The sequence below is a fragment of the Pseudomonas sp. CFBP 8771 genome, assembly GCF_014841695.1.
In the GTDB taxonomy this organism is placed as follows: Bacteria; Pseudomonadota; Gammaproteobacteria; order Pseudomonadales; family Pseudomonadaceae; genus Aquipseudomonas; species Aquipseudomonas baltica.
The window spans coordinates 196,595-223,208 of the sequence record NZ_JACYUJ010000007.1 but is presented as its reverse complement, the minus strand read 5'-3'; the positions used below and the strand labels follow the sequence as shown (position 1 = coordinate 223,208).

The 26,614-nt window shown below is 62.1% G+C and carries 25 protein-coding genes; 15 read left to right on the top strand and 10 right to left on the bottom strand.

Annotated elements, in window-relative coordinates; genetic code table 11:
* Positions 1-38: 38 nt before the first annotated feature.
* Positions 39-290: an Lpp/OprI family alanine-zipper lipoprotein gene (locus IFT80_RS17570; RefSeq protein WP_122476084.1), complete on the bottom strand. Its 252-nt coding sequence runs from the start codon at positions 288-290 to the stop codon at positions 39-41.
* 469 nt (positions 291-759) lie between these two features.
* On the opposite strand from IFT80_RS17570, the gene IFT80_RS17565 reads away from it, so the two are divergent.
* On the top strand, positions 760-1,041 hold the full coding sequence (locus IFT80_RS17565; RefSeq protein ID WP_122476082.1) for a GNAT family N-acetyltransferase: 282 nt from the start codon (positions 760-762) through the stop codon (positions 1,039-1,041).
* A 66-nt stretch (positions 1,042-1,107) separates the two neighbouring features.
* Here the strand turns inward: IFT80_RS17565 and IFT80_RS17560 are convergent, their stop codons facing one another.
* Entirely contained in the window at positions 1,108-2,181 is a 1,074-nt protein-coding gene (locus IFT80_RS17560; RefSeq protein WP_122476765.1) for a 3-deoxy-7-phosphoheptulonate synthase, read from the bottom strand.
* A 214-nt stretch (positions 2,182-2,395) separates the two neighbouring features.
* Between IFT80_RS17560 and IFT80_RS17555 the strand changes: the two genes are divergently transcribed.
* Both IFT80_RS17555 and cysB read left to right on the top strand, forming a co-directional pair.
* A complete protein-coding gene (locus IFT80_RS17555; RefSeq protein WP_185794454.1) occupies positions 2,396-2,896 on the top strand; it encodes a universal stress protein in 501 nt (166 codons plus the stop codon).
* 121 nt (positions 2,897-3,017) lie between these two features.
* Complete coding sequence (gene cysB, locus IFT80_RS17550; RefSeq protein WP_192137964.1) at positions 3,018-3,992, top strand: HTH-type transcriptional regulator CysB; 975 nt, start codon at positions 3,018-3,020, stop codon at positions 3,990-3,992.
* Between the two features lie 48 nt (positions 3,993-4,040).
* Here the strand turns inward: cysB and IFT80_RS17545 are convergent, their stop codons facing one another.
* From IFT80_RS17545 to ppsR, 6 genes are all read right to left on the bottom strand, one after another.
* Positions 4,041-4,775 (bottom strand): phosphoadenylyl-sulfate reductase, encoded by a 735-nt coding sequence (locus IFT80_RS17545; protein WP_122476079.1) that lies wholly within the window; start codon positions 4,773-4,775, stop codon positions 4,041-4,043.
* 83 nt (positions 4,776-4,858) lie between these two features.
* Positions 4,859-6,202, bottom strand: coding sequence for an aminodeoxychorismate synthase component I (pabB, locus tag IFT80_RS17540; protein ID WP_192137963.1), 1,344 nt, complete (start codon positions 6,200-6,202; stop codon positions 4,859-4,861).
* Between the two features lie 79 nt (positions 6,203-6,281).
* Positions 6,282-7,268, bottom strand: a complete 987-nt coding sequence (locus tag IFT80_RS17535; protein WP_122476076.1) for an alpha-L-glutamate ligase-like protein — start codon at positions 7,266-7,268, stop codon at positions 6,282-6,284.
* Positions 7,268-8,803: an osmotic stress tolerance membrane protein RloB gene (gene rloB / locus IFT80_RS17530; protein WP_192137962.1), complete on the bottom strand. Its 1,536-nt coding sequence runs from the start codon at positions 8,801-8,803 to the stop codon at positions 7,268-7,270. The genes IFT80_RS17535 and rloB overlap by 1 nt, the downstream gene beginning before the upstream one ends.
* Positions 8,804-8,808: 5 nt before the next feature.
* Positions 8,809-9,360, bottom strand: coding sequence for a retropepsin-like aspartic peptidase RloA (gene rloA, locus IFT80_RS17525; protein ID WP_122476073.1), 552 nt, complete (start codon positions 9,358-9,360; stop codon positions 8,809-8,811).
* A 194-nt stretch (positions 9,361-9,554) separates the two neighbouring features.
* A complete protein-coding gene (ppsR, locus tag IFT80_RS17520) occupies positions 9,555-10,373 on the bottom strand; it encodes a posphoenolpyruvate synthetase regulatory kinase/phosphorylase PpsR (protein WP_122476071.1) in 819 nt (272 codons plus the stop codon).
* A 174-nt stretch (positions 10,374-10,547) separates the two neighbouring features.
* Between ppsR and ppsA the strand changes: the two genes are divergently transcribed.
* The 9 genes from ppsA (at position 10,548) to IFT80_RS17475 (ending at position 19,918) form a co-directional block, all read left to right on the top strand.
* Positions 10,548-12,923, top strand: a complete 2,376-nt coding sequence (gene ppsA / locus IFT80_RS17515) for a phosphoenolpyruvate synthase (protein WP_122800229.1) — start codon at positions 10,548-10,550, stop codon at positions 12,921-12,923.
* A gap of 249 nt (positions 12,924-13,172) precedes the next feature.
* On the top strand, positions 13,173-14,159 hold the full coding sequence (locus tag IFT80_RS17510) for an alpha/beta fold hydrolase (RefSeq protein WP_122476068.1): 987 nt from the start codon (positions 13,173-13,175) through the stop codon (positions 14,157-14,159).
* Positions 14,160-14,243: 84 nt separating this feature from the next.
* Positions 14,244-14,729: a ribonuclease E activity regulator RraA gene (gene rraA / locus IFT80_RS17505; protein ID WP_122476067.1), complete on the top strand. Its 486-nt coding sequence runs from the start codon at positions 14,244-14,246 to the stop codon at positions 14,727-14,729.
* A 27-nt stretch (positions 14,730-14,756) separates the two neighbouring features.
* Positions 14,757-15,752 carry a zinc transporter ZntB gene (locus IFT80_RS17500; RefSeq protein WP_122476065.1) on the top strand — a complete coding sequence of 332 codons (996 nt, stop codon included), beginning with the start codon at positions 14,757-14,759 and terminating at the stop codon, positions 15,750-15,752.
* 84 nt (positions 15,753-15,836) lie between these two features.
* On the top strand, positions 15,837-16,079 hold the full coding sequence (locus tag IFT80_RS17495) for a CrfX protein (protein ID WP_122476063.1): 243 nt from the start codon (positions 15,837-15,839) through the stop codon (positions 16,077-16,079).
* A gap of 3 nt (positions 16,080-16,082) precedes the next feature.
* Positions 16,083-16,907 (top strand): mechanosensitive ion channel family protein, encoded by an 825-nt coding sequence (locus IFT80_RS17490; protein ID WP_185794460.1) that lies wholly within the window; start codon positions 16,083-16,085, stop codon positions 16,905-16,907.
* Between the two features lie 103 nt (positions 16,908-17,010).
* Positions 17,011-17,601, top strand: a complete 591-nt coding sequence (sigX, locus tag IFT80_RS17485; protein ID WP_122476059.1) for an RNA polymerase sigma factor SigX — start codon at positions 17,011-17,013, stop codon at positions 17,599-17,601.
* A gap of 103 nt (positions 17,602-17,704) precedes the next feature.
* A complete protein-coding gene (locus IFT80_RS17480; RefSeq protein ID WP_192137961.1) occupies positions 17,705-18,742 on the top strand; it encodes an OmpA family protein in 1,038 nt (345 codons plus the stop codon).
* Positions 18,743-18,889: 147 nt separating this feature from the next.
* A complete protein-coding gene (locus tag IFT80_RS17475; RefSeq protein ID WP_122476055.1) occupies positions 18,890-19,918 on the top strand; it encodes a quinone-dependent dihydroorotate dehydrogenase in 1,029 nt (342 codons plus the stop codon).
* An 88-nt stretch (positions 19,919-20,006) separates the two neighbouring features.
* Here the strand turns inward: IFT80_RS17475 and rmf are convergent, their stop codons facing one another.
* On the bottom strand, positions 20,007-20,222 hold the full coding sequence (gene rmf, locus IFT80_RS17470) for a ribosome modulation factor (RefSeq protein ID WP_008368461.1): 216 nt from the start codon (positions 20,220-20,222) through the stop codon (positions 20,007-20,009).
* Between the two features lie 533 nt (positions 20,223-20,755).
* Between rmf and rlmKL the strand changes: the two genes are divergently transcribed.
* Positions 20,756-23,032, top strand: a complete 2,277-nt coding sequence (gene rlmKL, locus IFT80_RS17465) for a bifunctional 23S rRNA (guanine(2069)-N(7))-methyltransferase RlmK/23S rRNA (guanine(2445)-N(2))-methyltransferase RlmL (protein ID WP_122476053.1) — start codon at positions 20,756-20,758, stop codon at positions 23,030-23,032.
* 63 nt (positions 23,033-23,095) lie between these two features.
* Here rlmKL and dacB read toward each other — a convergent pair whose 3' ends face one another.
* The gene (dacB, locus tag IFT80_RS17460; protein ID WP_192137960.1) at positions 23,096-24,556 is read right to left on the bottom strand and encodes a D-alanyl-D-alanine carboxypeptidase/D-alanyl-D-alanine endopeptidase; all 1,461 of its coding nucleotides are present in this window, start codon (positions 24,554-24,556) and stop codon (positions 23,096-23,098) included.
* Between the two features lie 267 nt (positions 24,557-24,823).
* Between dacB and IFT80_RS17455 the strand changes: the two genes are divergently transcribed.
* Positions 24,824-25,297 (top strand): MarR family winged helix-turn-helix transcriptional regulator, encoded by a 474-nt coding sequence (locus tag IFT80_RS17455; RefSeq protein ID WP_192053161.1) that lies wholly within the window; start codon positions 24,824-24,826, stop codon positions 25,295-25,297.
* Between the two features lie 71 nt (positions 25,298-25,368).
* A complete protein-coding gene (locus tag IFT80_RS17450; RefSeq protein ID WP_192137959.1) occupies positions 25,369-26,601 on the top strand; it encodes an HlyD family secretion protein in 1,233 nt (410 codons plus the stop codon).
* Positions 26,602-26,614 lie beyond the last annotated feature (13 nt).

The window sequence follows — 26,614 nt, the reverse complement described above, 5'->3', positions numbered from 1 at the left end:
CCAGTGGGTCGGTTTTTTTACAGCCTCGGAAAAGGCTGTTACTTGCGGCTGGCCTTGTCGAGCATGCGCAGAGCGCGCTCGTTGGCTTCGTCGGCAGTCTGCTGGGCTTTCTGAGCGGCGGTGAGCGCTTCGTCAGCCTTGCGGTAGGCTTCGTCGGCACGGGCTTGCGAGCGCGCAGCGGCGTCTTCGGTAGCGGTCAGGCGAGCTTCGGTTTCTTTGGTTGCGCTGCTGCAACCGGTAGCCAGAACGGCGGCCAGGGCCAGTGCAGAGAATTTCAGAGCATTGTTCATTGTGTTCCCCTTCGAAGGACATTCTTTTAAGTAGCCATTTCTCATGAATGAGAAACTAGCCGCCGTACATACTACTCATTACTTGTAGTAAGTAAACGGACGCAGCGCAAGAGATGAAAAAAAATCCACCCATGCCCCGAGGTGCGGAACGTAAGCCGCAAACCACGGTCTAGCGCTGGTTGGGCGCAACCCAGGGGCGTGCGCAAGTGCATCGCGTAATTGCCTGATGCATGAACTAAGGCAGGGTTTAAATGTCTTCGGCCGCACGCAGTTGAGGGATGGCCGGGAAGTCGAAAATGAGTTGCGGCGAAGACAATCAACTCGCCTGCACGCTGATGTTGTTTGCTGCCGTTGCAGGCATCACGATTGCGTTTGATGACAAAATCAGCACAGGCCTGCGCAACTGTTTCTTCGTTGTACAAAGAGCGGTAAGGTAGAGGTCTAAATCCAAGACCCGCGAGGAAACGCGATGAGCGAGGCGCTTTCGATCCACCACGACCAGGCCGGTCACCAGTTCGAAATCAATATCGACGGCCACCGTGCGTACCTCACCTACATGGACCTGGGCAAACAGACCCTGGACATCTATCGCACCTTCGTGCCCAACGCCCTGCGCGGGCGGGGCATCGCTGCGGCACTTACCGAGCAGGCTCTGGACTACGCCGAGAGCCATGGCTACACGGTGATCCCGTCGTGCTCCTATGTCGAGCGCTACATGGAACGCCACCAGCGCCGTGCGGCCAAGCTGTAGAAAGCCAGGCTGCATCTGCATGCCGCAAGGCCGGGTCAGTGGAAGCTATTGACCCGGCCCTTGGCTTCAGCGGCTCCGCTTGGGCAATACATCCTTGAGTTTGGCGTGCATGCTGCGCAGTGTCTTTTCAGTGCTGGCCCAGTCGATGCACGCATCGGTGACCGATACGCCGTACTGCAGGTCGCCCAAATCCTTGGGAATCGACTGACTGCCCCAATTCAAATGGCTTTCCACCATCAGGCCGATGATCGACTGGTTGCCTTCCAGGATCTGATTGGCCACGTTCTCCATCACCAGCGGTTGCAGTGCCGGGTCCTTGTTGGAGTTGGCGTGGCTGCAGTCGACCATGATGTTGGCCTTGATGCCTGCTTTTTCCAGCGCCTGCTCGCACACCGCCACGCTGACCGAGTCGTAGTTGGGCTTGCCGTTGCCGCCGCGCAGCACCACGTGGCCGTAGGCATTGCCCTTGGTGGTGACGATGGATACGCCACCTTCCTGGTTGATGCCCAGAAACCGATGCGCACTGGACACCGACTGCAACGCGTTGATGGCCACGGTCAGGCCGCCGTCGGTACCGTTCTTGAAGCCCACGGCCGAGGACAGGCCCGAAGCCATTTCACGGTGGGTTTGCGATTCGGTGGTGCGCGCGCCGATGGCCGACCAGCTGATCAGGTCCTGCAGGTACTGCGGCGAAATCGGGTCCAACGCCTCGGTCGCGGTAGGCAGGCCCATTTCGGCCAGATCCAGCAGCAGTTTCCGACCGATGTGCAGACCGTCCTGGATCTTGAACGAGTCGTCCAGGTAAGGATCGTTGATCAGGCCTTTCCAGCCCACCGTGGTGCGCGGTTTTTCGAAGTACACGCGCATGACCAGATACAGGGTGTCCGAGACTTCGGCGGCCAGCGCCTTGAGCCGGCGCGCATATTCATGCGCTGCATCGATGTCGTGGATCGAGCACGGGCCGATGACCACGAACAGGCGATGGTCACGCCCATCGAGAATATCGCGCACCACTTCACGGCCAGCGGCCACGGTGGTGTGCGCGGCGGCACTGAGGGGGATTTCCCGCTTCAGCTGCGCAGGGGTGATGAGGGTTTCGTTGGAAGCGACGTTAAGGTCGTCGATCGGTAGGTCAGCCATCGTGTTACTCGTCAGGTCACGGGTGCCGGCCGCCAGCGAACCCCGCACGGCGAGGCACAGCATGATTATGAGCGGCGGGGGAGTCGAACCTTAGCGCGTTAGAGCGCATGCAGACAACGGATTTGTGCCATTGCCATGCGCCGACGACCGGTGCACGGCGGGCGGCACTGCTACGCTCAAGTATGCCTGTCGCATTGGCCACTTCGGAGGTCGCATGATCCGCTCCATGCTGTACGCCACTGACCTGGGGGTATATGCCCCGTTCGTCATGCAGCACGCCGTAGCCCTGGCACGCAGTTTCAACGCGCAGCTGTATGTCATCCATGCCGTGGAGCCGATGGGCCTGATCGCCGAATCGGTGCTGCAAAGTTACCTGGACGAGTCCACGCTCGACCGCCTGCACAATCAAGGGCTCAATACCGTCATGGCCGGGATCGAGGAGAAGGTCCTGCAGAGCCTGCGCAGCGACCTGGGCGACGACGAGCCAGGCCTGGCCTTGATCCGCGCCGTGCGCGTGAGGCAAGGGGATCCAGCCGAGGTCATCCTCGACCAGGCCCAGCGACTGGCGGTGGACTTGCTGGTATTCGGCAGTCACAGCCACGCTGCCACTGTTGACGTTCCCCTGGGACGCACTGCGGCCCGCGTGCTGCAGCTGTCCCCGGTGCCGGTCTACATGGTGCCCCTGACCGAGCACCGCAGCAGACCCAGAGGATGAGTCTGGGTTGGTTATTTTTCCTACAAATTTAATAAAAAGTTCTAGATTTATTGTTACAACCTTTAATATAGTTATAACCCGTCGCCGATGACTGGCGGTTTTTCCTGTGTGAGGGATTCATATGAAGCTTCAGCAACTGCGCTACATCTGGGAGGTAGCGCATCATGACCTCAACGTCTCCGCCACGGCGCAAAGCCTGTATACCTCGCAGCCAGGTATCAGCAAGCAGATCCGCCTGCTGGAAGACGAATTGGGTGTTGAAGTCTTCGCACGCAGTGGCAAACACCTGACCCGCGTCACCCCGGCTGGTGAACGCATCATCACCACCGCCGGCGAGATCCTGCGCAAGGTGGAAAGCATCAAGCAGATCGCCCAGGAGTTCTCCAACGAGAAGAAAGGCACGCTCTCCATCGCCACCACCCACACCCAGGCCCGTTATGCATTGCCGACGGTGATCAGCAGCTTCATCAAGCAGTACCCGGATGTGGCCCTGCACATGCATCAGGGCTCGCCGATGCAGATTGCCGAAATGGCCGCCGACGGTACCGTCGACTTCGCCATTGCCACCGAAGGGCTGGACTCGTTCGGCGACCTGATCATGATGCCGTGCTACCGCTGGAACCGCTGCATTGCGGTGCCCCAGGGGCATCCGCTGACCAAGGTGCCGAAGCTGACGCTCGAGGCGCTGGCCGAGTACCCGATCGTCACCTACGTGTTCGGTTTCACCGGTCGCTCCAAGCTCGACGAAGCGTTCTCGCGGCGTGGGCTGGCGCCGAAGGTGGTGTTCACCGCCGCCGATGCCGACGTCATCAAGACCTATGTTCGACTGGGCCTGGGTGTGGGCATCGTGGCCAAGATGGCGGTCGATACCAAGCTCGACAACGACCTGGTGGTACTCGACGCCGATCACCTGTTCGAATCCAGCGTGACCCGCATCGGCTTCCGCCGTGGCACCTTTCTGCGCGGCTTCATGTGCGACTTCATCGAGAAGTTCGCGCCGCACCTCACCCGCGAGGTCATGGCCAAGGCCATCCAGTGCCACAACAAGCAGGAACTGGAAGCCTTGTTCGAAGGTGTCGACTTGCCCGAGCATTGATTGCGTCGCCGCTCCCAGGCATGCCATGCCCGAGCGGCGTCGCGTGGCTCAGGTCTTGGCGATCAGATTGCCCGCGTGCAGCCCGCATTCCTTTTGCGTGGCTTCCTCCCACCACCAGCGCCCCTCGCGCTCGTGCTGGTTGGGCAGCACCGGTCGCGTGCAGGGCTCGCAGCCGATACTGATGAAGCCGCGCTCGTGCAGGCTATTGAAGGGCAGCTCGAGCATGCGGATGTAGCCCCACACCTCTTCGCTGCTCATCTGCGCCAAGGGGTTGAACTTGTACAGCGTGCGCTCGGCCGTCGAGAACGCGCCGTCCACTTCCACCGCCGCTACCTGGCTACGGGTGCCTGGGCTCTGGTCGCGCCGCTGGCCGGTGGCCCAGGCGCTGACGGTGGACAGCTTGCGGCGCAGCGGCTCGATCTTGCGGATACCACAGCACTCGCCATGACCATCGCGATAAAAGCTGAACAGTCCCTTTTGCTTGACGAAAGGGTCCAGCAGCGCGTTGTCCGGCGAGACCAGTTCAATGGTGATCTGGTAGTGATCGCGTACCTGCTCGATGAAGCGATAGGTTTCCGGGTGCAGGCGGCCGGTGTCCAGGCTGAACACCTTGACGTTCTTGTTCAGTTTCCAGGCCATGTCCACCAGCACCACGTCTTCGGCACCGCTGAAGGAAATCCAGAGGTCGTCGCCGAAGTGGGCGAAGGCGAGCTTGAGAATGTCCTGCGGGGACTTGTTCGCGTAGGTCGTCGCCATGTCGGCGACATCGAAGGGTTGGCTCATCAGGCGGCTTCCTGGTCAAAGTGGCGCTTGGCGCTCTATGTGGCGCAATGGTAACAAAAAAACACCGGGCGACATGACCCGGTTCAGAGCCCCGCGAGGGTATCCAGCAGCACGCTCACCTTGAAGATCGACTCCTCGTATTCGGCCTGCCACTGCGAGTCGGCCACGATCGCGCCACCGCCCCAGCAGCAGACCTGACCGTCCTTGACCAGCAAGGTACGGATGGCGATGGAGCTGTCCATTTCACCGCGCACATCCAGGTACAGCAACGAACCACAGTAGATGGCGCGTTGGGTTGGCTCTACTTCGTCGATGATCTGCATGGCGCGGATCTTCGGCGCGCCGGTGATCGAGCCACCGGGAAAACTGCCGGCGAGCAGGTCCAGACAGTCCTTGTCCGCGGCCAACTCACCGGTCACGGCGCTGACCAGGTGATGAACGTTCGGATAGCTCTCCAGGGCGAACAGCTGCGGCACCCGCACCGAGCCGATCCGGCAGCTTCGGCCCAGGTCATTGCGCAGCAGGTCGACGATCATCAGGTTCTCCGAGCGGTCCTTGGCACTGGCCAGCAGCTCGCGACCCTGGCGCGCGTCTTCTTCGCGGTCGAGGCTGCGCGGGCGGGTGCCCTTGATCGGCCGGGTTTCGACATGACCAGCCGTGACCTTGATGAAACGCTCTGGCGAAAAGCTCAACAAGGCTGCGCCGCCAGCCAACTGCAGGTAGCCGGAAAACGGCGTAGAGCAGGCAGCGCGCACGGCCTGATAAGCGGCCCACGGGTCGCCTGCGCAGGCGGCACGAAAACGCTGGGTCAGATTGACCTGATAGCAGTCTCCGGCCTGGATGTAGGCCTGCACCTTTTCGAATGCCCGCCGGTACTGCTCCGGGGTTCGGTCCGGTGTCATCGAAGAGTGCAGCCGGAAGGCCGGCGCTTCGAGCGCGGTCGGTTGGGCGAACAGGTCGATCAAGCGTTGCCGTTCGCGTGCATCCAGCGCGGGATGGAACATCAATTCGCTGGTCTGCCGGCGATGGTCGCTGATCAGCGCCCAGGCGTAGAGGCCCAGGCTAGCGTGCGGCAGGTCGAGGTCGTCGTGGTTGGGCGCTGGCAGGGTCTCCAGCCTGCGGCCGAAATCGTAGCTCAGGTAGCCGATCAGCCCTCCGGCGAAGGGTAACTCGCAGCCGTCGGGCAATTGCGCCTGGCCCAATTCGGCCAGCGCGACACGGGCCCGTTGCAGGTACTGTTGGCCGGACTCACCGGCCTGGACGCCGAAGGTCTGCAACGGCCAGGCGCTGATCAGGTCGAAGCGGCCGCGCTGGGCGATCGGCTGCGCGCTGTCGAGCAGCACCGCGCCAGGCGCGTGGCGAACCGCAGCGAAATAGGGCGCCGGGTCGGCCAGGTAGGGCAGGGCGTGAAGCGAGCAGGTTGGCATGATAGGTCGGTGGCCAGTAGCGGGGCTGGGATTGTAATGCAGCCGGGCGCCGCGTGTGCGGGTGGCGTGGCGTCCGCGCTCAGCTCACTGCTGCGGGCACATGACCGAACAGTGCCTGGACGAAGCGCGTGCGCTCTTCGACGGTTTCCACGAGGCCTTCGGCCGCCAGCGCTTCCAGGTGTTTTTCCACGGCCTGGGTGCGCAGGGTCAGGCCGCAGTCGTTGGCAATCTGGATGTTCAGCCCGGGGCGGGCGTTGAGCTCCAGGATCAGCGGGCCTTTCTCCTGGTCCAGGACCATGTCGACGCCGATGTAGCCCAGCCCGCACAATTCGAAGCAGCCGGCGGCCAGGCGCATGAAGCCGTCCCAGTTGGGCAACTGCACACCGTCCACGGCGTTGGTGGTGTCGGGGTGCTTGCTGATGATGTTGTTCAGCCAGGTGCCGCGCAAGGTCACGCCCGTGGCCAGGTCGACGCCGACGCCGATGGCGCCCTGGTGCAGGTTGGCCTTGCCGCCCGACTGCCGGGTCGGCAAGCGCAGCATGGCCATTACCGGGTAGCCCATCAGCACGATGATGCGGATGTCCGGTACGCCTTCGTAGCTGATGCTCTTGAAGATCTGGTCGGGAATCACCCGGTATTCGATCAGCGCGCGGTCACGGTGCCCGCCCAGCGAATACAGGCCGGTGAGGATGCTGGAAATCTGGTGCTCGATGTCTTCGCGGCTGATGATCTTGCCCGACACGGTCCGAAAGCGCTCCTCGAAGCGGTCGGCGACCACCAGGATGCCGTCACCGCCAGCGCCCTGGGCCGGCTTGACCACGAAGTCACTGCGCCCGCCGATGATCTCGTCGAGGCGATCGATCTGTTTTTCCGTGGAGATCACTCCGAACATCTCGGGCACATGGATACCCGCCGCAATGGCGCGCTCCTTGGTGATGATCTTGTCGTCGACGATGGGGTACAGGCTGCGCCGGTTGTACTTGAGCACATAGTCGGCGTTACGCCGGTTGATGCCCATGATGCCGCGGGCCTCCAGCGCTTTCCAGGTTTTCCACAGGCCGAACATCAGGAGTCGGCCTGCTTGAGAAAGGCCTTGAAACGCACCAGTTCGGTCAGCCGGTAGCCGCGGTAGCGGCCCATGGCGAGCATGAAGCCCACCAGGATCAGCAGGATCGCCGGGAAGGTGAACACGAAGTACACCAGCTCCGGCACGCTCATCAGGATATGCGCGAGGGAGGCGGCGAACAGCGTGCCCACCGCGACCTTCAAGGCATGCCCGCTGCCGCGTTCTTCCCAGGTGATCGACAGGCGCTCGATGGTCATGGTCAGGATCACCATCGGGAACAGCGCCACCGACAGCCCGCGCTCCAGGCCCAGCTTGTGGCTGAACAGGCTGATCGCGGCAATCAGCACCACGACGAAAGTGAGCACCACGGACAGCCTGGGCAGCATCTGCAGCTTCAGGTGTTCCAGGTAGGAGCGCAGCGACAGCCCCAGCGCAGTGATCACCGTGAACAGGATGATGCCGAAGCCCAGCTGGGTTTCGCGGAACGCCAGGGCGATCAGCACCGGAGTGAAGGTGCCCAGGGTCTGGATGCCGATCAGGTTGCGCAGGATCAGAATCACCAGCACGCCGATCGGGATCATCACCATGATCATGAAGGTCTGCTGGGTCTGCAGCGGCAAGCCGTACAGGCTGTACTCGAGGAAGTCGGCGTCGGTGTTCTCGTCGGTCAGCTTGGCCAGGCGAATGGCGTTCATCTCGCTGTTGTTCATGGTGAACGTGACCACTGCCTTGCGGCCACCTTCGACGCTCACCAGGTTTTCGTCACCCGTCCACCACAGCAGGCGATCCTCGGGCAGGCCCTGTTCGCCGGTATCGGGGTTGAAGTACAGCCAGTCGTTGCCGTTGAAGCTGCGCAGCCACAGTTCCGGTGTCTGCGCCTGGTCGGCGAGCAGGCGCACGGTATGGACCTTTTCCATCGGCACGTGGGCGATGGACAGCAGCAGGTCGATGATGCGTGCCTTGTGCAAGGTCGAGGTGTCGCCGGCCAGCAGCAGCTTGACGTTGTCGTCGGCCAGATTGTTGACCCGCTTGATGGTTTCGCCGACGAAGGTCTCGACATCGGCCGAATGCTGGCGGATGGGCGCCAGCAACGCTTCGGCGGCGATCTTTTCCGGGCCTTCCACGGCCAGGCTGTCGCGGAAGATCGGCCCCTTGACCTTGATTTTTTCGCCGCTGTAGCGCTTGGTCAGCACCAGGCGGTAGTACAGCGTCTGGTTGCCCGAAGCGCGCCGGGCCGACCAGGTCACCTTGCGGTTGCCGTCCAGACGATTGACGCTGACCCCGTAGTTGTTGGAGATGAAGCTTTCGTTGAGGCTCACATAGTCACGACTCAGTGGCGGCACGAACATCTGCACCTTCACCGGGTCCTTGGCGCTGGCGACGAATTCGACCTTGGCGTCGATGTTCCACAGATCGTCGGTTTCGTCTTCGGTCACCGGGATGCCGAGTACGAGGATCTGATAGGCGGTGATAGCGATGCCCAGCCCCACCAGCGCGGTGATCAGGATCTTCAAGTGCAGGGTTAGAGCGCGCATTGAAATTACTCTGCGATGGTGGCGACAGTGGCGCAGGCGGGTTTGCCGGCAGCGTGTTTGCGGCTGGGGTCGACCAGCGCATCGAAGCGGGTGAGCGCATCGGAGCCGATCAGCAGCGGGTAGTCGAATGCGGTGCGATCGGTGAGGTTGACTTCGATGCGGCGCTGGGTATGGCCCATGCACACGTCGAGTTCGATCACCGGCCGCTGGGTGTGGGTCTTGCGTTCGCGGGCACTGCATTCACAATCGTCGGCGCGTCGCTTGATGGAGCTCACGCGCACCAGCGGCCGCTCGATGGGGTGGGAATGGGCATTGTCGATCGCCAGGTAGAAGCGCACCCAGGGTTGGCCATTGCGCTTGAAACGCTTGATGTCACGGGCACTGAGCGAGGCGGTCAATGCGCCCGTATCGAGTTTGGCTGCGACCCGCAGGTCGATGTCGGTCAACTGCGCGTACTCGTTCAAGCCGTAGGTGGTCTTTTCGGCAGCCAGGCCCAGGCCCGGAATGAACGGAATGAATAAAAGGCTGAACAGGCGGGAGAGGGGCTTGAGAGTCATGAATTGAAATTATGAATACCGAATCGGGCACCGCAAAAACGTTTCGCGGGTAACAGGAAGAGAGCACCGCATTCTAGCACGGTGCTTTCGTGCCGCCAGCGCAGGCACGGTCGGGCGAGGCCTTGGAGTGCAAATCGACCGTGAAGTTCGAGGGTCGACCGCTCGGCAGGGGTGGGCGCCGCGGGTGCAGGCGCCTATTTGAAGCGCCGTTCGACGCCTTTCTCGACGAGGATCTTGGCGGAGATTTCTTCCACCGAAAAATGGGTCGAGTCGATGTTCGGAATGTTCTCGCGGCGAAACAGGCCTTCCACCTCGCGCACTTCGAACTCGCACTGGGCGAAGCTGGCGTAACGGCTGTTGGGCTTGCGTTCGTGGCGGATCGCGGTGAGTCGATCGGGGTCGATGGTCAGGCCGAACAGCTTGTGCTGGTGGGCCCTGAGCGCAGGTGGCAGTTGCAGGCGCTCCATGTCGTCTTCGGTCAGCGGGTAGTTGGCGGCGCGGATGCCGAATTGCATGGCCATGTACAGGCAGGTCGGGGTCTTGCCACAGCGCGACACGCCCACCAGGATCAGGTCGGCCTTGTCGTAGTAGTGGGTTCTGGCGCCGTCGTCGTTGTCCAGCGCGAAATTGACCGCTTCGATGCGTTCCATGTAGTTGGCGTTGTGCGCAATGGAGTGGGACTTGCCCACCGAGTACGAGGAATGTGCGCTGAGCTCCATTTCCAGCGGGGCGAGGAAGGTCGAGAAGATGTCGATCATGAAGCCGTTGGAGGTGGCGAGGATCTCGCGGATGTCCTGATTGACGATGGTGTCGAAGATGATCGGTCGCACACCGTCCTTTTCGGCGCAGTTATTGATTTGCTGTACCATGGCCCGAGCCTTGTCCACGCTGTCGATATAGGGCCGCGTGAACTTGCTGAAGGTAATGTTTTCGAACTGCGCCAGTAGACTTTGCCCCAGCGTTTCGGCGGTAATGCCGGTACCGTCGGAGATGAAGAATGCAGATCGTTTCATTGTGCGCCCCGGCCCTTAGGCAACTGACGATTCTTGGATATGATAGGCCCGATTGACGGCCAGCATTGCCAGGCATTCTCGTTCATTTCCGAGGCTGCGGCCACAGCCCCCCGCGTGCGACGATTCGCGCCGGGCATCCCGAGCTTTTCCAACCCAGTCAGTGGAGAGATCACCTTGGTAGAGTACGTAGTTTCCCTCGATAAGCTTGGCAACAATGATGTGGAACACGTGGGGGGCAAGAATGCGTCCCTGGGCGAGATGATCAGCAATCTGGCTGGTGCCGGCGTGTCGGTGCCTGGCGGCTTTGCCACCACCGCCCAGGCCTATCGCGACTTCCTCGACCTGAGCGGGCTCAACGAGCAGATCCACGCGGCCCTCGATGCGCTCGACGTGGACGACGTCAATGCCCTGGCTCGCACCGGCGCGCAGATCCGCCAGTGGGTCATGGAGGCCGAGTTCCCCGAGCGTCTCAACGAAGAGATCCGCATCGCCTTCGCCGAGCTGTCCAAGGGCAACCCGGACATCGCCGTTGCCGTGCGTTCCTCGGCCACCGCCGAAGACCTGCCCGATGCCTCCTTTGCCGGCCAGCAGGAAACCTTCCTCAATATCCGCGGTGTCGAGAACGTCATTCGCGCGGCCAAGGAAGTCTTTGCCTCGCTGTTCAACGACCGCGCCATCGCCTACCGCGTGCACCAGGGCTTCGACCACAAGCTGGTTGCCCTGTCGGCCGGCGTGCAGCGCATGGTGCGTTCGGAAACCGGCACTGCCGGGGTGATGTTCACCTTGGACACCGAGTCCGGGTTCCGTGACGTGGTGTTCATCACCGGCGCCTACGGCCTGGGCGAAACCGTGGTGCAAGGCGCGGTGAACCCCGACGAATTCTATGTGCACAAGCACACCCTGGAGGCCGGTCGTCCGGCGATCCTGCGGCGCAACCTGGGCAGCAAGGCGATCAAGATGGTCTACGGCGACGAAGCGCGCGCCGGACGCTCGGTCAAGGTGGTGGACGTCGACAAGGCCGAACGTGCGCGTTTCTGCCTGACCGATGCGCAGGTCAGCGAGCTGGCCAAGCAGGCGATGATCATCGAGAAGCACTACGGCCGGCCGATGGACATCGAGTGGGCCCAGGACGGCGACGACGGCCAGCTGTACATCGTCCAGGCGCGCCCGGAGACAGTGAAGAGCCGCTCCAGCGCCAACGTGATGGAACGCTACCTGCTCAAGGAAAAGGGCACCGTGCTGGTCGAGGGCCGCGCTATCGGCCAGCGCATCGGTGCCGGCAAGGTACGCATCATTCACGACGTCTCCGAGATGGACAAGGTCCAGGCCGGTGACGTGCTGGTTTCGGACATGACCGACCCGGACTGGGAACCGGTGATGAAACGCGCCAGTGCCATTGTCACCAATCGCGGCGGGCGAACCTGCCACGCCGCGATCATCGCCCGCGAGCTGGGCATTCCGGCAGTGGTGGGCTGCGGCAACGCCACGCAACTGCTCCAGGACGGCCAGGGCGTGACGGTGTCCTGCGCCGAGGGCGACACCGGCTACATCTTCGAGGGCGAACTGGGCTTCGACATCAAGCAGAATTCGGTCGACGCCATGCCCGAGCTGCCATTCAAGATCATGATGAACGTCGGCAACCCGGATCGCGCCTTCGATTTCGCTCAATTGCCCAATGCCGGTGTCGGCCTGGCGCGCCTGGAGTTCATCATCAACCGGATGATCGGCGTGCACCCCAAGGCGCTGCTCAACTACGACACCCTGACCCCGGAAATCAAGGACAGCGTCGACAAGCGTGTGGCCGGCTACAGCGACCCGGTGAATTTCTACGTCGACAAGCTGGTCGAGGGCATCAGCACCCTGGCTGCGGCCTTCTGGCCGAAAAAAGTCATCGTCCGGCTGTCCGACTTCAAGTCCAACGAATACGCCAACCTGATCGGCGGCAAGCTCTACGAGCCGGAAGAAGAGAACCCGATGCTGGGCTTCCGCGGGGCGTCGCGCTACATCAGCGAGTCGTTCCGCGACTGCTTCGAGCTCGAATGCCGGGCGATGAAGCGGGTGCGCAACGAAATGGGCCTGACCAACGTCGAGATCATGGTGCCGTTCGTGCGCACCCTGGGCGAAGCGTCGCAGGTGATCGACCTGCTCGCCGAGAATGGCCTGGCCCGCGGCGACAACGGTCTGCGCATCATCATGATGTGCGAGCTGCCGTCCAACGCCATCCTGGCCGACGAGTTCCTGGAGTTCTTCGACGGCTTCTCGATCGGTTCCAACGACCTCACCCAGCTCACCCTCGGCCTGGACCGCGACTCGGGGATCATCGCCCACCTGTTCGACGAGCGTAACCCGGCGGTCAAGAAGCTGCTGGCCAATGCCATCCAGGCCTGCAACAAGGCCGGCAAGTACATCGGCATCTGTGGCCAGGGCCCGTCCGATCACCCCGATCTGGCCAAATGGTTGATGGAGCAGGGCATCGAAAGCGTGTCGCTGAACCCGGACTCGGTCCTGGAAACCTGGTTCTTCCTGGCCGAAAAGGAAAGTGCCGTTTAAGCCGTACCACCCCAGACCGGTGTGTCCCTTCCAGCACCCCGGTCTCCTGTACCACCCCAGACCGATGTGTTCTCTCGAACACCCCAGTCCCCTGTATCACCCCAGACCGGTGTGTCCTTTCAAACACCCCGGTCGCCTGTAGCAGCGGCGCAAGCCGCGTCGCCCTTGATCCTGCCCTTCACGCACAGATCAACACAGACGCGGCTGGCGCCCCGGTTACAGCCCCATTCATTCAGACGCAAGTGCCTTATGCAAAGCAGCAGTACCCTCTTTCCCGTCGCGCTGCTCAGTGCCGAGCGTCGCGGCGACCTCAGCGAAGACATCTACCGCATCAAGGCCGCCAACAGCCCCGACCCCAGTGTCGAGCTGGCGTTGACGCGCCTGGGCCTGGCCGATCAACCCGGTGCTCGCGGGGTGCCGGTGATCCTTCTGCATGGCAGCTTTTCCAACCGGCGCTTCTGGTACTCGCCCAAGGGCATAGGCCTGGGGCCTTGGCTGGCACGTCGCGGATTCGACGTATGGATAGCCGAAATGCGCGGCCACGGGCTGTCGCCGCGCAACCAGCACTACGCCAGCAATACCGTGGCCGACTACGCCCGCTACGATCTTCCGGTCATCGGTGCGTTCGTCGCCGAGGTCAGTGCTCAGACGCCGCATTGGATCGGGCATTCGCTCGGCGGCATCACCCTGGCCGCCGCCTTGGGTGGGGGCTATCTGCAAGGCGATCTGGCAGCGTCTGCGGCCCTGTTCGGTGCCCAGGTCAGTCGACGTCACTGGCAGTTGCGGATTCCTCCGCTGAACTGGGCCGCGCGCCGCCTGCTCAAGCGCTATCCACACATTTCCGGGGCCCGCCTCAAACGCGGCCCGGAAGACGAGCCGGTGGGCGTTGGCCTGGAATGGATGCGCTGGAAAGGCCTGTTCGGCCGTTTCGGCGATGCCGAGCGGGACTGGTGGCAGGGGCTGGGCGAAGTGAAGCTGCCCATTCTCGCCGTTGCGGCGGTCGGTGACCTGCAGGATCCAAGCTGGGACTGCCGCCAGCTGTTCGAGCAATTTGCCGGGAGCCACAACCAGTTCGTCAACCTGGGCCGCGCCCAGGGCTTCGGCGACGACTTCGACCACGTGCGCATGCTGGTCAGCGCGCAAGCCCAGGCCGAGGTCTGGCCGCTGGTCGGGACCTGGCTGAGCGACCCCTACCGGCCGCTGCTGCCCGGCGCGACACCGTTGGCGACGACCTGAGCATGGTCTAGGCTGTGAGGGCCGCGCCGCGTCCGGTGCAGGCTACTGGCTCTTGCAGCCGCCATTCGCCCCAGGAGCAATGCCATGCACTATCTGACCCCCGACCTGTGTGATGCCTACCCCGACGTCGAGGTGCTCGAGCCGATGTTCAGCAATTTCGGTGGCCGCGACTCCTTCGGCGGCCAGATCGTCACCATCAAGACCTTCGAAGACAACTCGCGAGTACGCGAGCAGGTGGCTCTGGATGGCACCGGCAAGGTGCTGGTGGTCGACGGTGGAGGCTCGCTGCGCAAGGCGCTACTGGGCGACATGCTTGCCCAGAAAGCCGCGGAGAACGGTTGGGAAGGCCTGGTCATCTATGGGTGCGTGCGTGACGTCGACATGCTCGCGCAAACCGATGTCGGTGTGCAGGCCCTGGCCAGCCATCCGATGCCGACCGTCAAGCGGGGTCTGGGTGATCTCGATGTGAAGGTCAGCTTCGCCGGTGTCACATTCGTTCCCGGCCACTATCTGTATGCCGACAACAACGGCATCATCGTCTCGCCAGAGGCGTTGAGCATGCCCGAATGACAATTTTCCATCAGTAACGGGGACACGATGTACGAGGAAGAAAATGCGCAATGGGGGCTGGTGCATGCCCTGTTGCTGGACGGCAAGGGAGGTGCGCGGTCGGTTGCCCGGACCGATATCGACGGGCTGCAGCTGCAACCTCACCAGAGCCTGTGGCTGCACTGGGATCGCAGCCATCCCCAGACCCGTGACTGGTTGCGCCGCAATAGTGGCCTGAGCGAATTCAGCTGCGACCTGCTGCTGGAGGAAAACACCCGCCCGCGCCTGGTCCCGTTGCCCGACGATGAACTGCTGCTGTTCCTGCGTGGGGTCAATCTCAATCCAGGAGCCGAGCCCGAGGACATGGTCTCGGTGCGGATCTTCGCCCAGGCCCAGCGCATCATTTCCCTGCGACTGCGGCCATTGCGCGCGACCGACGACCTGCTCGAACAGTTCGCCGCCTGCAAGGGCCCGAAAACCGCTTCGGAGTTGATTCTGTACCTGGCTCAGCACTTGACCGAAAAGGTCCAGGCACTGGTCGAAGACCTCTCCGACATCGTCGATATGGAGGAAGACAAACTCGACGCCGACGAACGGTACACGCCCGAGCACGGCAGCATTCTCCAGCTGCGCCGAAGGGCAGCCGGACTGCGGCGCTTCCTCGCGCCGCAACGCGATATCTTTGGCCAGTTGGCGCGCAACAAGGTGCCCTGGTTCGTCGACGACGACGCCGACTACTGGAACGAACTCAACAACAGCCTGACCCGTTATCTGGAAGAGCTGGAACTGGCGCGCGAGCGCGTGGGGCTGGTGCTCGAGGCCGAAGACCGGCGTCAGAGCGAGCGCATGAACCGCACCATGTATCGCTTCGGCATCATCACCGGGATCTTTCTGCCGATGAGCTTTCTGACCGGTCTGCTGGGCATCAACGTCGGCGGCATTCCCGGTTCCGACAGCCCCTATGGTTTTACCATTGCCTGCGCATTGATGGTGGCCGTAGCGTTGGGCCAGTGGTTGTTGTTTCGACGCTTGCGCTGGGTCTGACACGGAATTTACCCTGTGCTCGCCGAGACCTTTGTGACTCACCGCCGCAGGGTCTCGTCTTTGAATGAAATTCGCGAGGTATGCATGCCTGATCCGTTCGAAGAATCCCTGCGAGACATGCTCAACGCTCACGCGCCGGGTCGCGACGACCGCGCCGCGCTGGGGCGAGTGCTCAAGACTGCCAATCGCCAGGTCGGCGCGGGCGATCTCTTCAGCCTGATAGGGCGCTGGGGTCAGGCATTCATGATCGCGGTGAACAGTGGTTCGGCGAATATCGCGCCGGTGTCTCGTCGTACGGATTCCGCCGCTGCGGATAAGGCTGATTGATCAATGGAACTGGACCCCTGGACTCAAAGCCTGGTGGCGGCGATGACCGCCCTGTGGACCAAGGTCGCCAATTTCATCCCCAACCTGTTCGGGGCTTTGGTGGTGGTACTGCTGGGCTTCCTGGTCGCCAAGCTGCTCGACACGTTGTTGTCCAAGCTGCTGGCCAAGTTCGGGCTCGACCGCCTGATGGCGGGGACCGGCCTGACCAAACTGCTGGGCCGTGGCGGCCTCAGGGTGCCGATCTCGACCCTTATCGGCAAGATCGTCTATTGGTTCGTGCTGCTGATTTTCCTGGTGTCGGCCGCCGAGTCGCTGGGGCTGCAGCGAGTTTCGGCGACCCTGGACATGCTGGCGCTGTACCTGCCCAAGGTGTTCGGTGCGGCCTTGGTGTTGCTGGTCGGTGTACTGCTGGCGCAACTGGTCAATGGCGTGGTACGCGGCGCTGCCGAAGGGGTAGGGCTCGATTACGCAGGTGGCCTGGGACGTGTGGCGCAGTGGTTGGTGATCATCATCAGCATTTCGGTGGCCATCAGCCAGCTGGAGGTCAAGACCGACCTGCTGAACCACGTGATCGTCATCGCCTTGATTACCGTTGGTCTGGCCGCAGCACTGGCCATGGGGTTGGGCAGCCGTGAAATCGCCAGTCAGATACTGGCCGGGATCTACGTGCGGGAACTGTTTCAAGTGGGCCAGCAGGTGCAGGTTGGAGGGGTCGAAGGGCAGATCGAGGAAATCGGCACCGTCAAGACGACAGTGATGACCGACGACGGCGAGCTGGTTTCGATGTCCAACCGCGAGCTGCTGGAACAGCGGGTGAGTAGCCGATAGGTCAACGTTTTGCTAATGTATGCCGCCGCAAAAAGGCTGAGCGCTCATGCCTTGGCGGACAATGACCTGACCTTCGGGGACCTGACCTTCGGGCCGACCTGTTTTGAATAAAGTACATACGCTGCCCGTGCGCTACGACCCCCGCGAGCTCTCTGACGAGGAGTTGGTGGCGCGTTCGCACGAGGAGCTGTTCCATGTCACGCGGGCCTATGAAGAGCTGATGCGTCGCTACCAGCGAACCCTCTTCAACGTCTGTGCAAGATATTTAGGGAACGATCGTGACGCTGACGATGTCTGTCAGGAAGTGATGTTGAAGGTGCTGTACGGGCTAAAGAATTTCGAGGGTAAGTCGAAATTCAAGACGTGGCTTTACAGCATCACCTATAACGAATGCATCACGCAGTACCGGAAGGAAAGGCGCAAGCGCCGCTTGATGGATGCCCTGAGTCTCGATCCGCTCGAGGAGGCATCCGAAGAGAAGGCGCCCAAGTCGGAGGAGCGCGGTGGTCTCGACCGATGGCTGGTGTTCGTAAACCCGATAGACCGGGAGATTCTTGTGCTGCGATTCGTCGCGGAGCTGGAATTCCAGGAAATCGCCGACATCATGCACATGGGCTTGAGCGCCACCAAAATGCGGTACAAGCGGGCCTTAGATAAGCTCCGCGATAAATTTGCAGACCTGTCCGAAACTTAGTTCGGCGCAAAGGTCTCTAACCTACCGGCAAGGTCTGCTAGACTTGCCGTCAAGCTGCCCCGGATGAGGGGCGCTTAACAATCACCAGATGGGGATTTAACGGATGAAACTGAAAAACACCTTGGGCCTTGCCATTGGTTCTCTCGTTGCCGCAACTTCATTCGGCGTATTGGCACAAGGCCAAGGCGCAGTTGAAATCGAAGGCTTCGCCAAGAAAGAGTACTACGACAGCGCTCGTAACTTCAAAAACGACGGCAACCTGTTCGGTGGCTCGGTTGGTTACTTCCTGACCGACGACGTTGAATTGCGTCTGGGTTACGACGAAGTCCACAACGTTCGCAGCGACAGCGGCAAGAACATCAAGGGCTCCAACACAGCTCTGGACGCTCTGTACCACTTCAACAAGCCAGGCGACATGCTGCGTCCGTACGTTTCGGCTGGTTTCTCTGACCAAAGCATCGGTCAGAACGATCGCAACGGCCGTAACGGTTCCACCTTCGCCAACCTGGGCGGCGGTGCCAAGCTGTACTTCACTGACAACTTCTACGCCCGTGCCGGTGTTGAAGCTCAGTACAACATCGACCAAGGCGACACCGAGTGGGCGCCAAGCGTCGGTATCGGCGTGAACTTCGGTGGCGGCTCCAAGCCTGCGCCAGCCGCTGCTCCAGCTCCAGTAGCTGAAGTTTGCGCTGACTCCGACAACGACGGCGTCTGCGACAACGTCGACAAGTGCCCTGACACCCCTGCCAACGTTACCGTTGACGCTGACGGCTGCCCAGCCGTCGCCGAAACCGTTCGCGTTGAGCTGGACGTCAAGTTCGACTTCGACAAGTCGGTCGTGAAGACCAACAGCTACGGCGATATCAAGAACCTGGCTGACTTCATGAAGCAGTACCCACAGACCACCACCACTGTTGAAGGTCACACTGACTCCGTCGGTCCTGATGCCTACAACCAGAAGCTGTCCGAGCGTCGCGCTGCTGCTGTCAAGCAAGTGCTGACCGGTCAGTACGGTGTTGAATCCAACCGCGTAAACTCGGTTGGCTACGGCGAAACCCGCCCAGTGGCTGACAACGCCACCGACGCTGGCCGCGCTGTAAACCGTCGCGTAGAAGCTGAAGTAGAAGCTCAAGCTAAGTAATTAGCTACCGCTTCAACGAAAAGCCCGGCTCATGCCGGGCTTTTCTTTGTCTGCGATTTGGCCTGTGCCCCCCGCCACCATACCTAACCGGCCGCGGATCTGGCACAATCGCACCCCTCTATCGCTTCCTCGGAGCCAAGCCCGCCCATGTACAATCTGGCCCGCCAGCTGCTGTTCAAATTGTCCGCTGAAACCTCCCATGACTTGTCGCTGGACCTTATCGGCGCCGGTGGCCGCCTGGGCCTCAACGGCCTGCTCGCCAAGCCGCCGGCGCGCCTGCCGGTCACGGTCATGGGTCTGCAGTTCGACAATCCGGTGGGGCTGGCAGCGGGGCTGGACAAGAACGGCGCGGCCATCGACGGCTTTTCCCAGCTGGGTTTCGGCTCGGTGGAAATCGGCACGGTGACGCCACGTCCACAGCCGGGCAATCCAAAGCCGCGTTTGTTTCGCCTGCCTGAAGCCTGCGCAATCATCAACCGCATGGGCTTCAACAACCTGGGTGTCGACAACTTGGTCGAGCGCGTCAAGGCGGCCAAGTACCGGGGCGTGCTGGGTATCAATATCGGCAAGAACCTCACCACCCCGGTCGAGCGCGCCGTAGACGACTACCTGATCTGTCTTGACAAGGTCTACGACCACGCCAGCTACATCACCGTCAACATCAGCTCGCCCAATACCGCCGGCCTGCGCAGCCTGCAGTTCGGTGACTCGCTCAAGCAATTACTAGACACGCTGGCAGCACGGCGCGTGGTGCTGGCCGGGCAAAGTGGACGGCATGTGCCACTGGCGATCAAGATCGCCCCGGACATGAGCGATGAAGAAACCGCACTGGTGGCGCAGGCGCTGGTCGACGCAGGTATGGATGCAGTGATCGCCACCAATACCACCCTCAGCCGGGTCGGTGTCGAGGGGCTGGTTCACGCAGACGAAGCCGGTGGGTTGTCGGGAGCGCCGGTGCGGGAGCAAAGCACTCACATCGTCAAGGTGCTGGCGCAGACCTTGAACGGCAGATTGCCGATCATTGCAGCAGGCGGGATCACAGAGGGTGGGCATGCGGCCGAAAAAATTGCCGCGGGTGCCAGTCTGGTGCAGATTTATTCGGGCTTCATCTACAAGGGGCCTGCACTGATCCGCGAGTCGGTGGACGCCATCGCGGCGCTGCGCGCCAGGCAATGATTCGAGGCGCGATAGGGGCCTCGCAGAGGCCCCTGGGCGCTAGCCCGCCGCCCTGGTTGGGCGTGCATGGTGAAAAGGAAAAAGAGTGTCAGCCGACGGCGTGAAGTTCGTTGAGCCTATGGATTCCCGCAGTGCCGGTCATACCGTCCCAGTTGTCGCCGCGTCCTTCGCGCCAGCCGTTGATCCAGGCTTGGCGTACCGACGGTAGAGTAAAAGGGCAAAGCTCGCGGGATTTGCCATGGATGCCATACTGGTATCCGCGTAGAAATGCTCGTTCCAACGGATCACGCTTAAGTCTTCTCATAGGGTGTTGCCCTCTGTCTATTGACTGTAATGTCCCGTTGGCCTCGTGTGAGGCCAGGCAGATGATCTGCCGGTATCGCGCTCGCTGCCGGCGTGGCGAGCAGTGATGTCTTCGCCATTGCGGCGACGACCTGAGGTGATTTCTAAACGTTGAACTGCGCGATGTGAATGATCGTTTTGTCATAAGCACGTAACTATTTCGCGGTATGGGCAATAAGTAAGCAGGTACTTCAAGCTTCACTCAACTGCTAGCCCGTCCAAGACAAGGCTTGCAGTATGCAATGAGGTCAATATGCCATTGCGAATCATCTCGATTCCAGAGACGTGAAAAATCGACGAAGGGTCGCGCAGGCGATGCCTTTTTCAGCAGAATCAGGTTCTGCCTCGGCTTCTCGCTTATCAAGGCGGCAGGTGGGGTGGATTGACACCACGGTGGTGTCGCTCGGGCGCTCCATTGCGTAAGGCGCCTGGTTGAACCTCGAGACGGCAATGCGCTTGCCGTCTCATCAATGCCCAAATGGGCCAGGAAGTACCATGTCGGACCGTTTTGAACTGTTTCTCACATGCCCCAAGGGCCTCGAAGGCTTGCTTGCCGAAGAAGCCACCGCCCTGGGCCTGGAAGAAACCCGCGAGCACACCTCCGCAGTGCGCGGCATGGCCGACATGGAAACCGCCTACCGGCTGTGCCTGTGGTCGCGGCTGGGCAACCGCGTGCTGCTGGTGCTCAAGCGCTTTGCCATGAAAGATGCCGAAGACCTCTATCACGGTGTTCTGGATGTCGAGTGGCAGGACCACCTGCTGCCCGACGGGACCCTGGCCGTGGAGTTCAGCGGGCATGGTTCGGGCATCGACAACACTCACTTCGGTGCGCTGAAGGTCAAGGATGCCATTGTCGACAAGCTGCGCACGCCCAGTGGCGAGCGTCCCAGCGTCGACAAGCTCAACCCGGACCTGCGCGTGCATCTGCGCCTTGACCGCGGCGAGGCGATTCTCTCGCTCGATCTGTCCGGACACAGCCTGCACCAGCGTGGCTACCGCCTGCAGCAAGGCGCTGCGCCGCTCAAGGAAAACCTTGCAGCCGCCATTCTGATTCGTGCGGGCTGGCCGCGCATCGCTGCCGAGGGCGGCGCACTGGCCGACCCGATGTGTGGTGTGGGGACCTTTCTGGTAGAGGCGGCCATGATTGCCGCCGACATCGCACCCAACCTCAAGCGTACGCGCTGGGGCTTCAGCGCCTGGCTCGGTCATGTTCCGGCCACCTGGCGCAAGCTGCACGACGAGGCGCTGGCAAGGGCCGAAGCCGGGTTGGCCAAGCCAGCCTCGTGGATTCGCGGCTACGAAGCCGACCCGCGGTTGATCCAGCCAGGCCGCAACAACGTGGAACGCGCCGGCCTCAGCGACTGGATCAAGATCTACCAGGGCGAGGTGGCGACGTTCGAGCCGCGCCCCGATCACAACCAGAAAGGCCTGGTCATCTGCAACCCGCCGTACGGCGAGCGGCTGGGCGATGAGGCCAGCTTGCTGTACCTGTACCAGAACCTGGGCGAACGCCTGCGCCAGGCCTGCCTGAACTGGGAAGCGGCGGTGTTCACCGGTGCCCCCGACCTGGGCAAGCGCATGGGTATCCGCAGCCACAAGCAGTATTCGTTCTGGAACGGCCCGTTGCCGTGCAAGCTGCTATTGATCAAGGTGCTGCCAGACCAGTTCGTCACCGGTGAGCGACGTACGCCCGAGCAGCGCCAGGCCGCGCGTGAGCAAGCCGAGCAGGTGGATACCGCGCCAGCGCTGGCCGATCCGTATGCACGAGTGAACAAGAACGGCAATCCGGTCAAGCCGGCCCCGGCGCCCGCGCCCGTGGTTGAACAGGCGCGGCTCAGCGAAGGCGGGCAGATGTTCGCCAACCGCTTGCAGAAGAACCTCAAGACCCTGGGCAAATGGGCACGTCGCGAGGGTATCGATTGCTACCGTGTGTACGATGCGGACATGCCTGAATATGCCATGGCCATCGATCTGTACCACGATTGGGTGCACGTGCAGGAATACGCCGCGCCCAAGTCGATCGACCCTGAGAAGGCTTCGGCACGCCTGTACGACGCCCTGGCGGCGATTCCGCAGGCACTGAACATCGACAAGAGCCGGGTCATCATCAAGCGCCGCGAGCGCCAGAGCGGGACGCGCCAATACGAGCGCCAGAGCGCTCAGGGCCAGTTCACCCAGGTGCAGGAGGGCGGCGTGCAGTTGTTGGTGAACCTGACGGACTACCTGGATACCGGGCTGTTTCTCGATCATCGGCCAATGCGCCTGCGCATTCAGAAAGAGGCAGCGGGCAAGCGTTTCCTCAACCTGTTCTGCTACACCGCCACGGCGAGCGTGCATGCGGCCAAGGGCGGTGCGCGCAGCACGACCAGCGTCGACCTGTCCAAGACCTATCTGGATTGGGCACGGCGCAACCTGTCGCTCAATGGTTTCTCGGACAAGAACCGCCTGGAGCAGGGCGATGTGATGGCCTGGCTACAGGCCAGTCGTGACGAATACGACATGATTTTCATCGACCCGCCGACCTTCTCCAATTCCAAGCGCATGGAAGGGGTGTTCGATGTGCAGCGCGACCACGTCGAGCTGCTGGACCTGGCGGTCGCAAGGTTGGCACCGGGGGGCGTGGTGTATTTCTCCAACAACTTCCGCAAGTTCCAGCTGGACGCCAATTTGGCCGAGCGCTATGCGGTCGAGGACATCACGGCGCAGACAGTGGATCAGGATTTCGCGCGCAACGGCAAGATCCACAGGGCCTGGAAGATTCAGGCGCGGTGATTCACCGAGAGAGGGCGCTGCCTTTGCAAGCAGCGCGCCTCCCTTCCAGAGGGTTTGGGTGGATTACTGGATGTTGGGCGAAGTAGACGCGGCTTTTGGCTGCGAATACAGATCCAGCAGTACCTGATCCAGCACCGACGAGGCGCCCCACGGGCGTGGGTCGTTGAGAATGGCGACCACCGCCCAGGTGTTGCCATTGCTGTCGCGGCTGTAGCCGGCGATGGCGCGAACGGTGTTCAGGGTGCCGGTCTTGATGTGGCCTTCACCTTGCAGGGCCGTGCGCTTGAGGCGCTTGCGCATGGTGCCGTCCATGCCGACGATCGGCATCGACGCCATGAACTCGGCAGCGTACGGACTTTTCCAGGCCGCCTGCAGCAAGGTGGCCATCTCCCGCGCGCTGACGCGCTCGTCACGCGACAGCCCCGAGCCGTTCTCCATCACCAGATGCGATGCGGTGATGCCCTTTTTCGCCAGCCACCCACGAATCACCCGCTGTGCGGCCTTGGCATCGTCGCCGTCGGCCTCGTTGCGATAGCGCTCGCCCAAGCTGAGGAACAGCTGCTGAGCCATGGTGTTGTTGCTGTACTTGTTGATGTCGCGAATGATTTCCACCAGATCCGGCGAAAACGCCCGCGCCAGTACTCGCGCGCTCTTCGGCACGGCCCCTAGACGGTCGCCGCCCTGGATGCTGCCGCCCAGTTCGTTCCAGATGGCCCGCACCGCGCCGGCTGCATAGCTCTGGTGGTCGAGCAGCGACAGGTAGGTTTGCGAACTGCAGCCCTCGGCCAACTGGCCGCTGACCACCACGGTCATGCCGTCGGCCTGGGTGATCGGGTTGTAGCGCACGTCGCCCGTGCACTTGGTGCCGGGCAGGGCCTTGACCTGGTTGTCGATGCGGATGGTCGCGATCGGCGGTTCAACCGACACCAGCACCTTGCCGGTGTCGTTGCGGGTGACGAAGCGCAGCGCCTTGAGGTTGACCAGCAGCGAATCCGGACGCACCAGGAACGGTGCGTTTTCGTCGCCGCCGTCGTCGTTGAACGCTGGCAGTTGCGGCTGCACGAAATGGCTGCGGTCCAGCACCAGGTCACCCGTCACCTGGCGCACGCCGTTGGCGCGCAGGTCGCGCATGAGCAGCCAGAGCTTTTCCATGTTCAGCTTGGGGTCGCCGCCGCCCTTGAGGTAGAGGTTGCCGTTGAGCACGCCGTTGCTCAGGGTGCCGTCGGTAAAGAATTCGGTCTTCCACTGGTAGGTCGGCCCCAGCAACTCGAGTGCTGCATAGGTGGTGACCAGCTTCATGGTCGAGGCCGGGTTGACTGACACGTCGGCGTTGAACACGGTCGGGCTGCCGGGGCCGTTGAGCGGCAGCATGACCAGTGACAGTGCATCGTTCTGCAGCTTGCTGGCCTTGATGGCTTGCTGAACCTTGGGCGGCAGGGTGGTGTTCAGGGGGGCGGCAGCGATGGGAAATGCCAGTGGCAACATCAGGCCGGCGAGCAGTATTGGACGAAGAGATTTGATCATGTGCGTGAAAACCCTGCAGGCGAGGGGTGACGAAAACGAGGGCCATATAAGGAAATGAAGACCCCCACTACGGGTGAAACGCCAGCATTATGCCCCAAGCGTTACGTGCTTTGACCAGCCACGATCTGGATCGGGTGAATTTTTCCGGTGAAAGCGACCGACAGATCTATCTGTTAGCAAGCTAACCATTGCCTTGACATTGTCTGCCTAAGCAGTAACATTATGTTTCGAAGATGTGTTCACACTGTCGGGACAGCTTGCCAGCCCATGAATCACTACACTCCCGAGACCTTCCATACCTGCAATCTGGGCCTGCTGCTGGGCCGTGGATCGGCGTTGAAGGACCGTTTGCTGGACGCGCACCTGGTGCCTTACGGGGTGACCGCGGCGCAATTCAAGGTGCTGATCATCAATGCGCGGTTCGGTATCGACACACCGGCGGAAATGTCCCGCTACCTGTCGCTGGACAGCGGTTCGATGACACGCATGCTCGACCGCCTGGAACACAAGCAGCTGATCAGGCGCCAGCGCAGCGCCGCCGATCGACGCCAGGTGCAGCTGGTGCTGACCGAAGAGGGGCAGGCACTGGCGGCACGCTTGCCGGTCATCGGTGCCAATGCCATGAACGAGCTGGTGGGCATGCTCGAACGCGAAGAAATCGTCGAATTGGAACGGATTCTCACGAAGCTGCTGCAGGCTTCCGGGGACCCCCTGTTGGCGCTGGGTACCGCCGCTGGGTGAACCCGCCGCCGTGAGACCCCGGACTGACCTGCTCGATGCAACACCGACCGAACCCTTTCAGGTGAACTGCCATGGCCAATGCCACTGCCACTGATTCCAATGCTACCCAGCAACCGCCCGCAGCGCCGTCGGCCGACGACAAGGCGCCGGGCAACCGTCGCAAGCGCAAGCTCTGGCTGTTCATCCTGCTCGCCCTGGTGGTGCTCGGCGGTCTGGGCGTCTGGGCCTGGTACACGCTGTACGGGCGCTGGAGCGAAAGCACCGATGATGCCTACGTGAATGGCAACGTGGTGGAAATCACCCCGTTGACCACGGGCACGGTGATCAGCATCGGCGCCGACGACGGCGACCTGGTCCACGAGGGCCAGTCGCTGGTGCAGTTCGACCCGAACGATTCGCAGATCGACCTGCAGAATGCCCAGGCCAACCTGGCCAAGGCGGTACGCCAGGTGCGTGGCTTGTACAGCAACGTCGACGGCATGAAAGCCCAGGTCGCTGCACGCAAGGCAGAAGTGCAACGTGCGCAGGACAACTATGGCCGACGCAAGAACCTGGCGTCCGACGGGGCGATCTCGCAGGAAGAGCTGTCCCACGCCCATGACGATCTGATTTCCGCGCAAAGCGCCTTGAGCAACACCCAGCAGCAACTGGCAACTTCGACCGCGCTGGTGGATGCCACGCAGGTGTCCAATCATCCCGACGTACGTGCCGCGGCAGCGCAGTTGCGCCAGGCCTATCTGGCCCATGCCCGCACCACCTTGATCGCCCCGGTGACCGGCTATGTGGCCAAGCGCACCGTGCAATTGGGGCAGCGCATCGAGCCGGGCACCGCGACCATGGCGGTGATCCCGCTCGACCAGCTGTGGATCGACGCCAACTTCAAGGAAACCCAGCTGCGCCACATGCGCATCGGCCAGCCGGTGGACATCACCAGTGACCTGTACGGCGACGAGGTGAAGTACAGCGGCACCATCGACAGCCTGGGCGCCGGTACCGGCAGTGCGTTCGCCCTGCTGCCGGCGCAGAACGCTACGGGCAACTGGATCAAGATCGTGCAACGGGTGCCGGTGCGGGTGCACATCAACCCCGCGCAGTTGCGCGAGCACCCGCTGCGCATCGGCCTGTCGACGGTGGTCGATGTGAACCTGCACGACCAGAGCGGGCCGGTATTGGCCCAGCAACCCCCGCAGCAGGCGTCCTTCACCACCAATGTCTACGACAAGCAGTTGGGTGAGGCGGACGCCATGATCGCCCAGTTGATCCACGACAACAGCGCAGCGCCCGGTACCACGGCCACGCGCTGATTCGCCTGCGCCG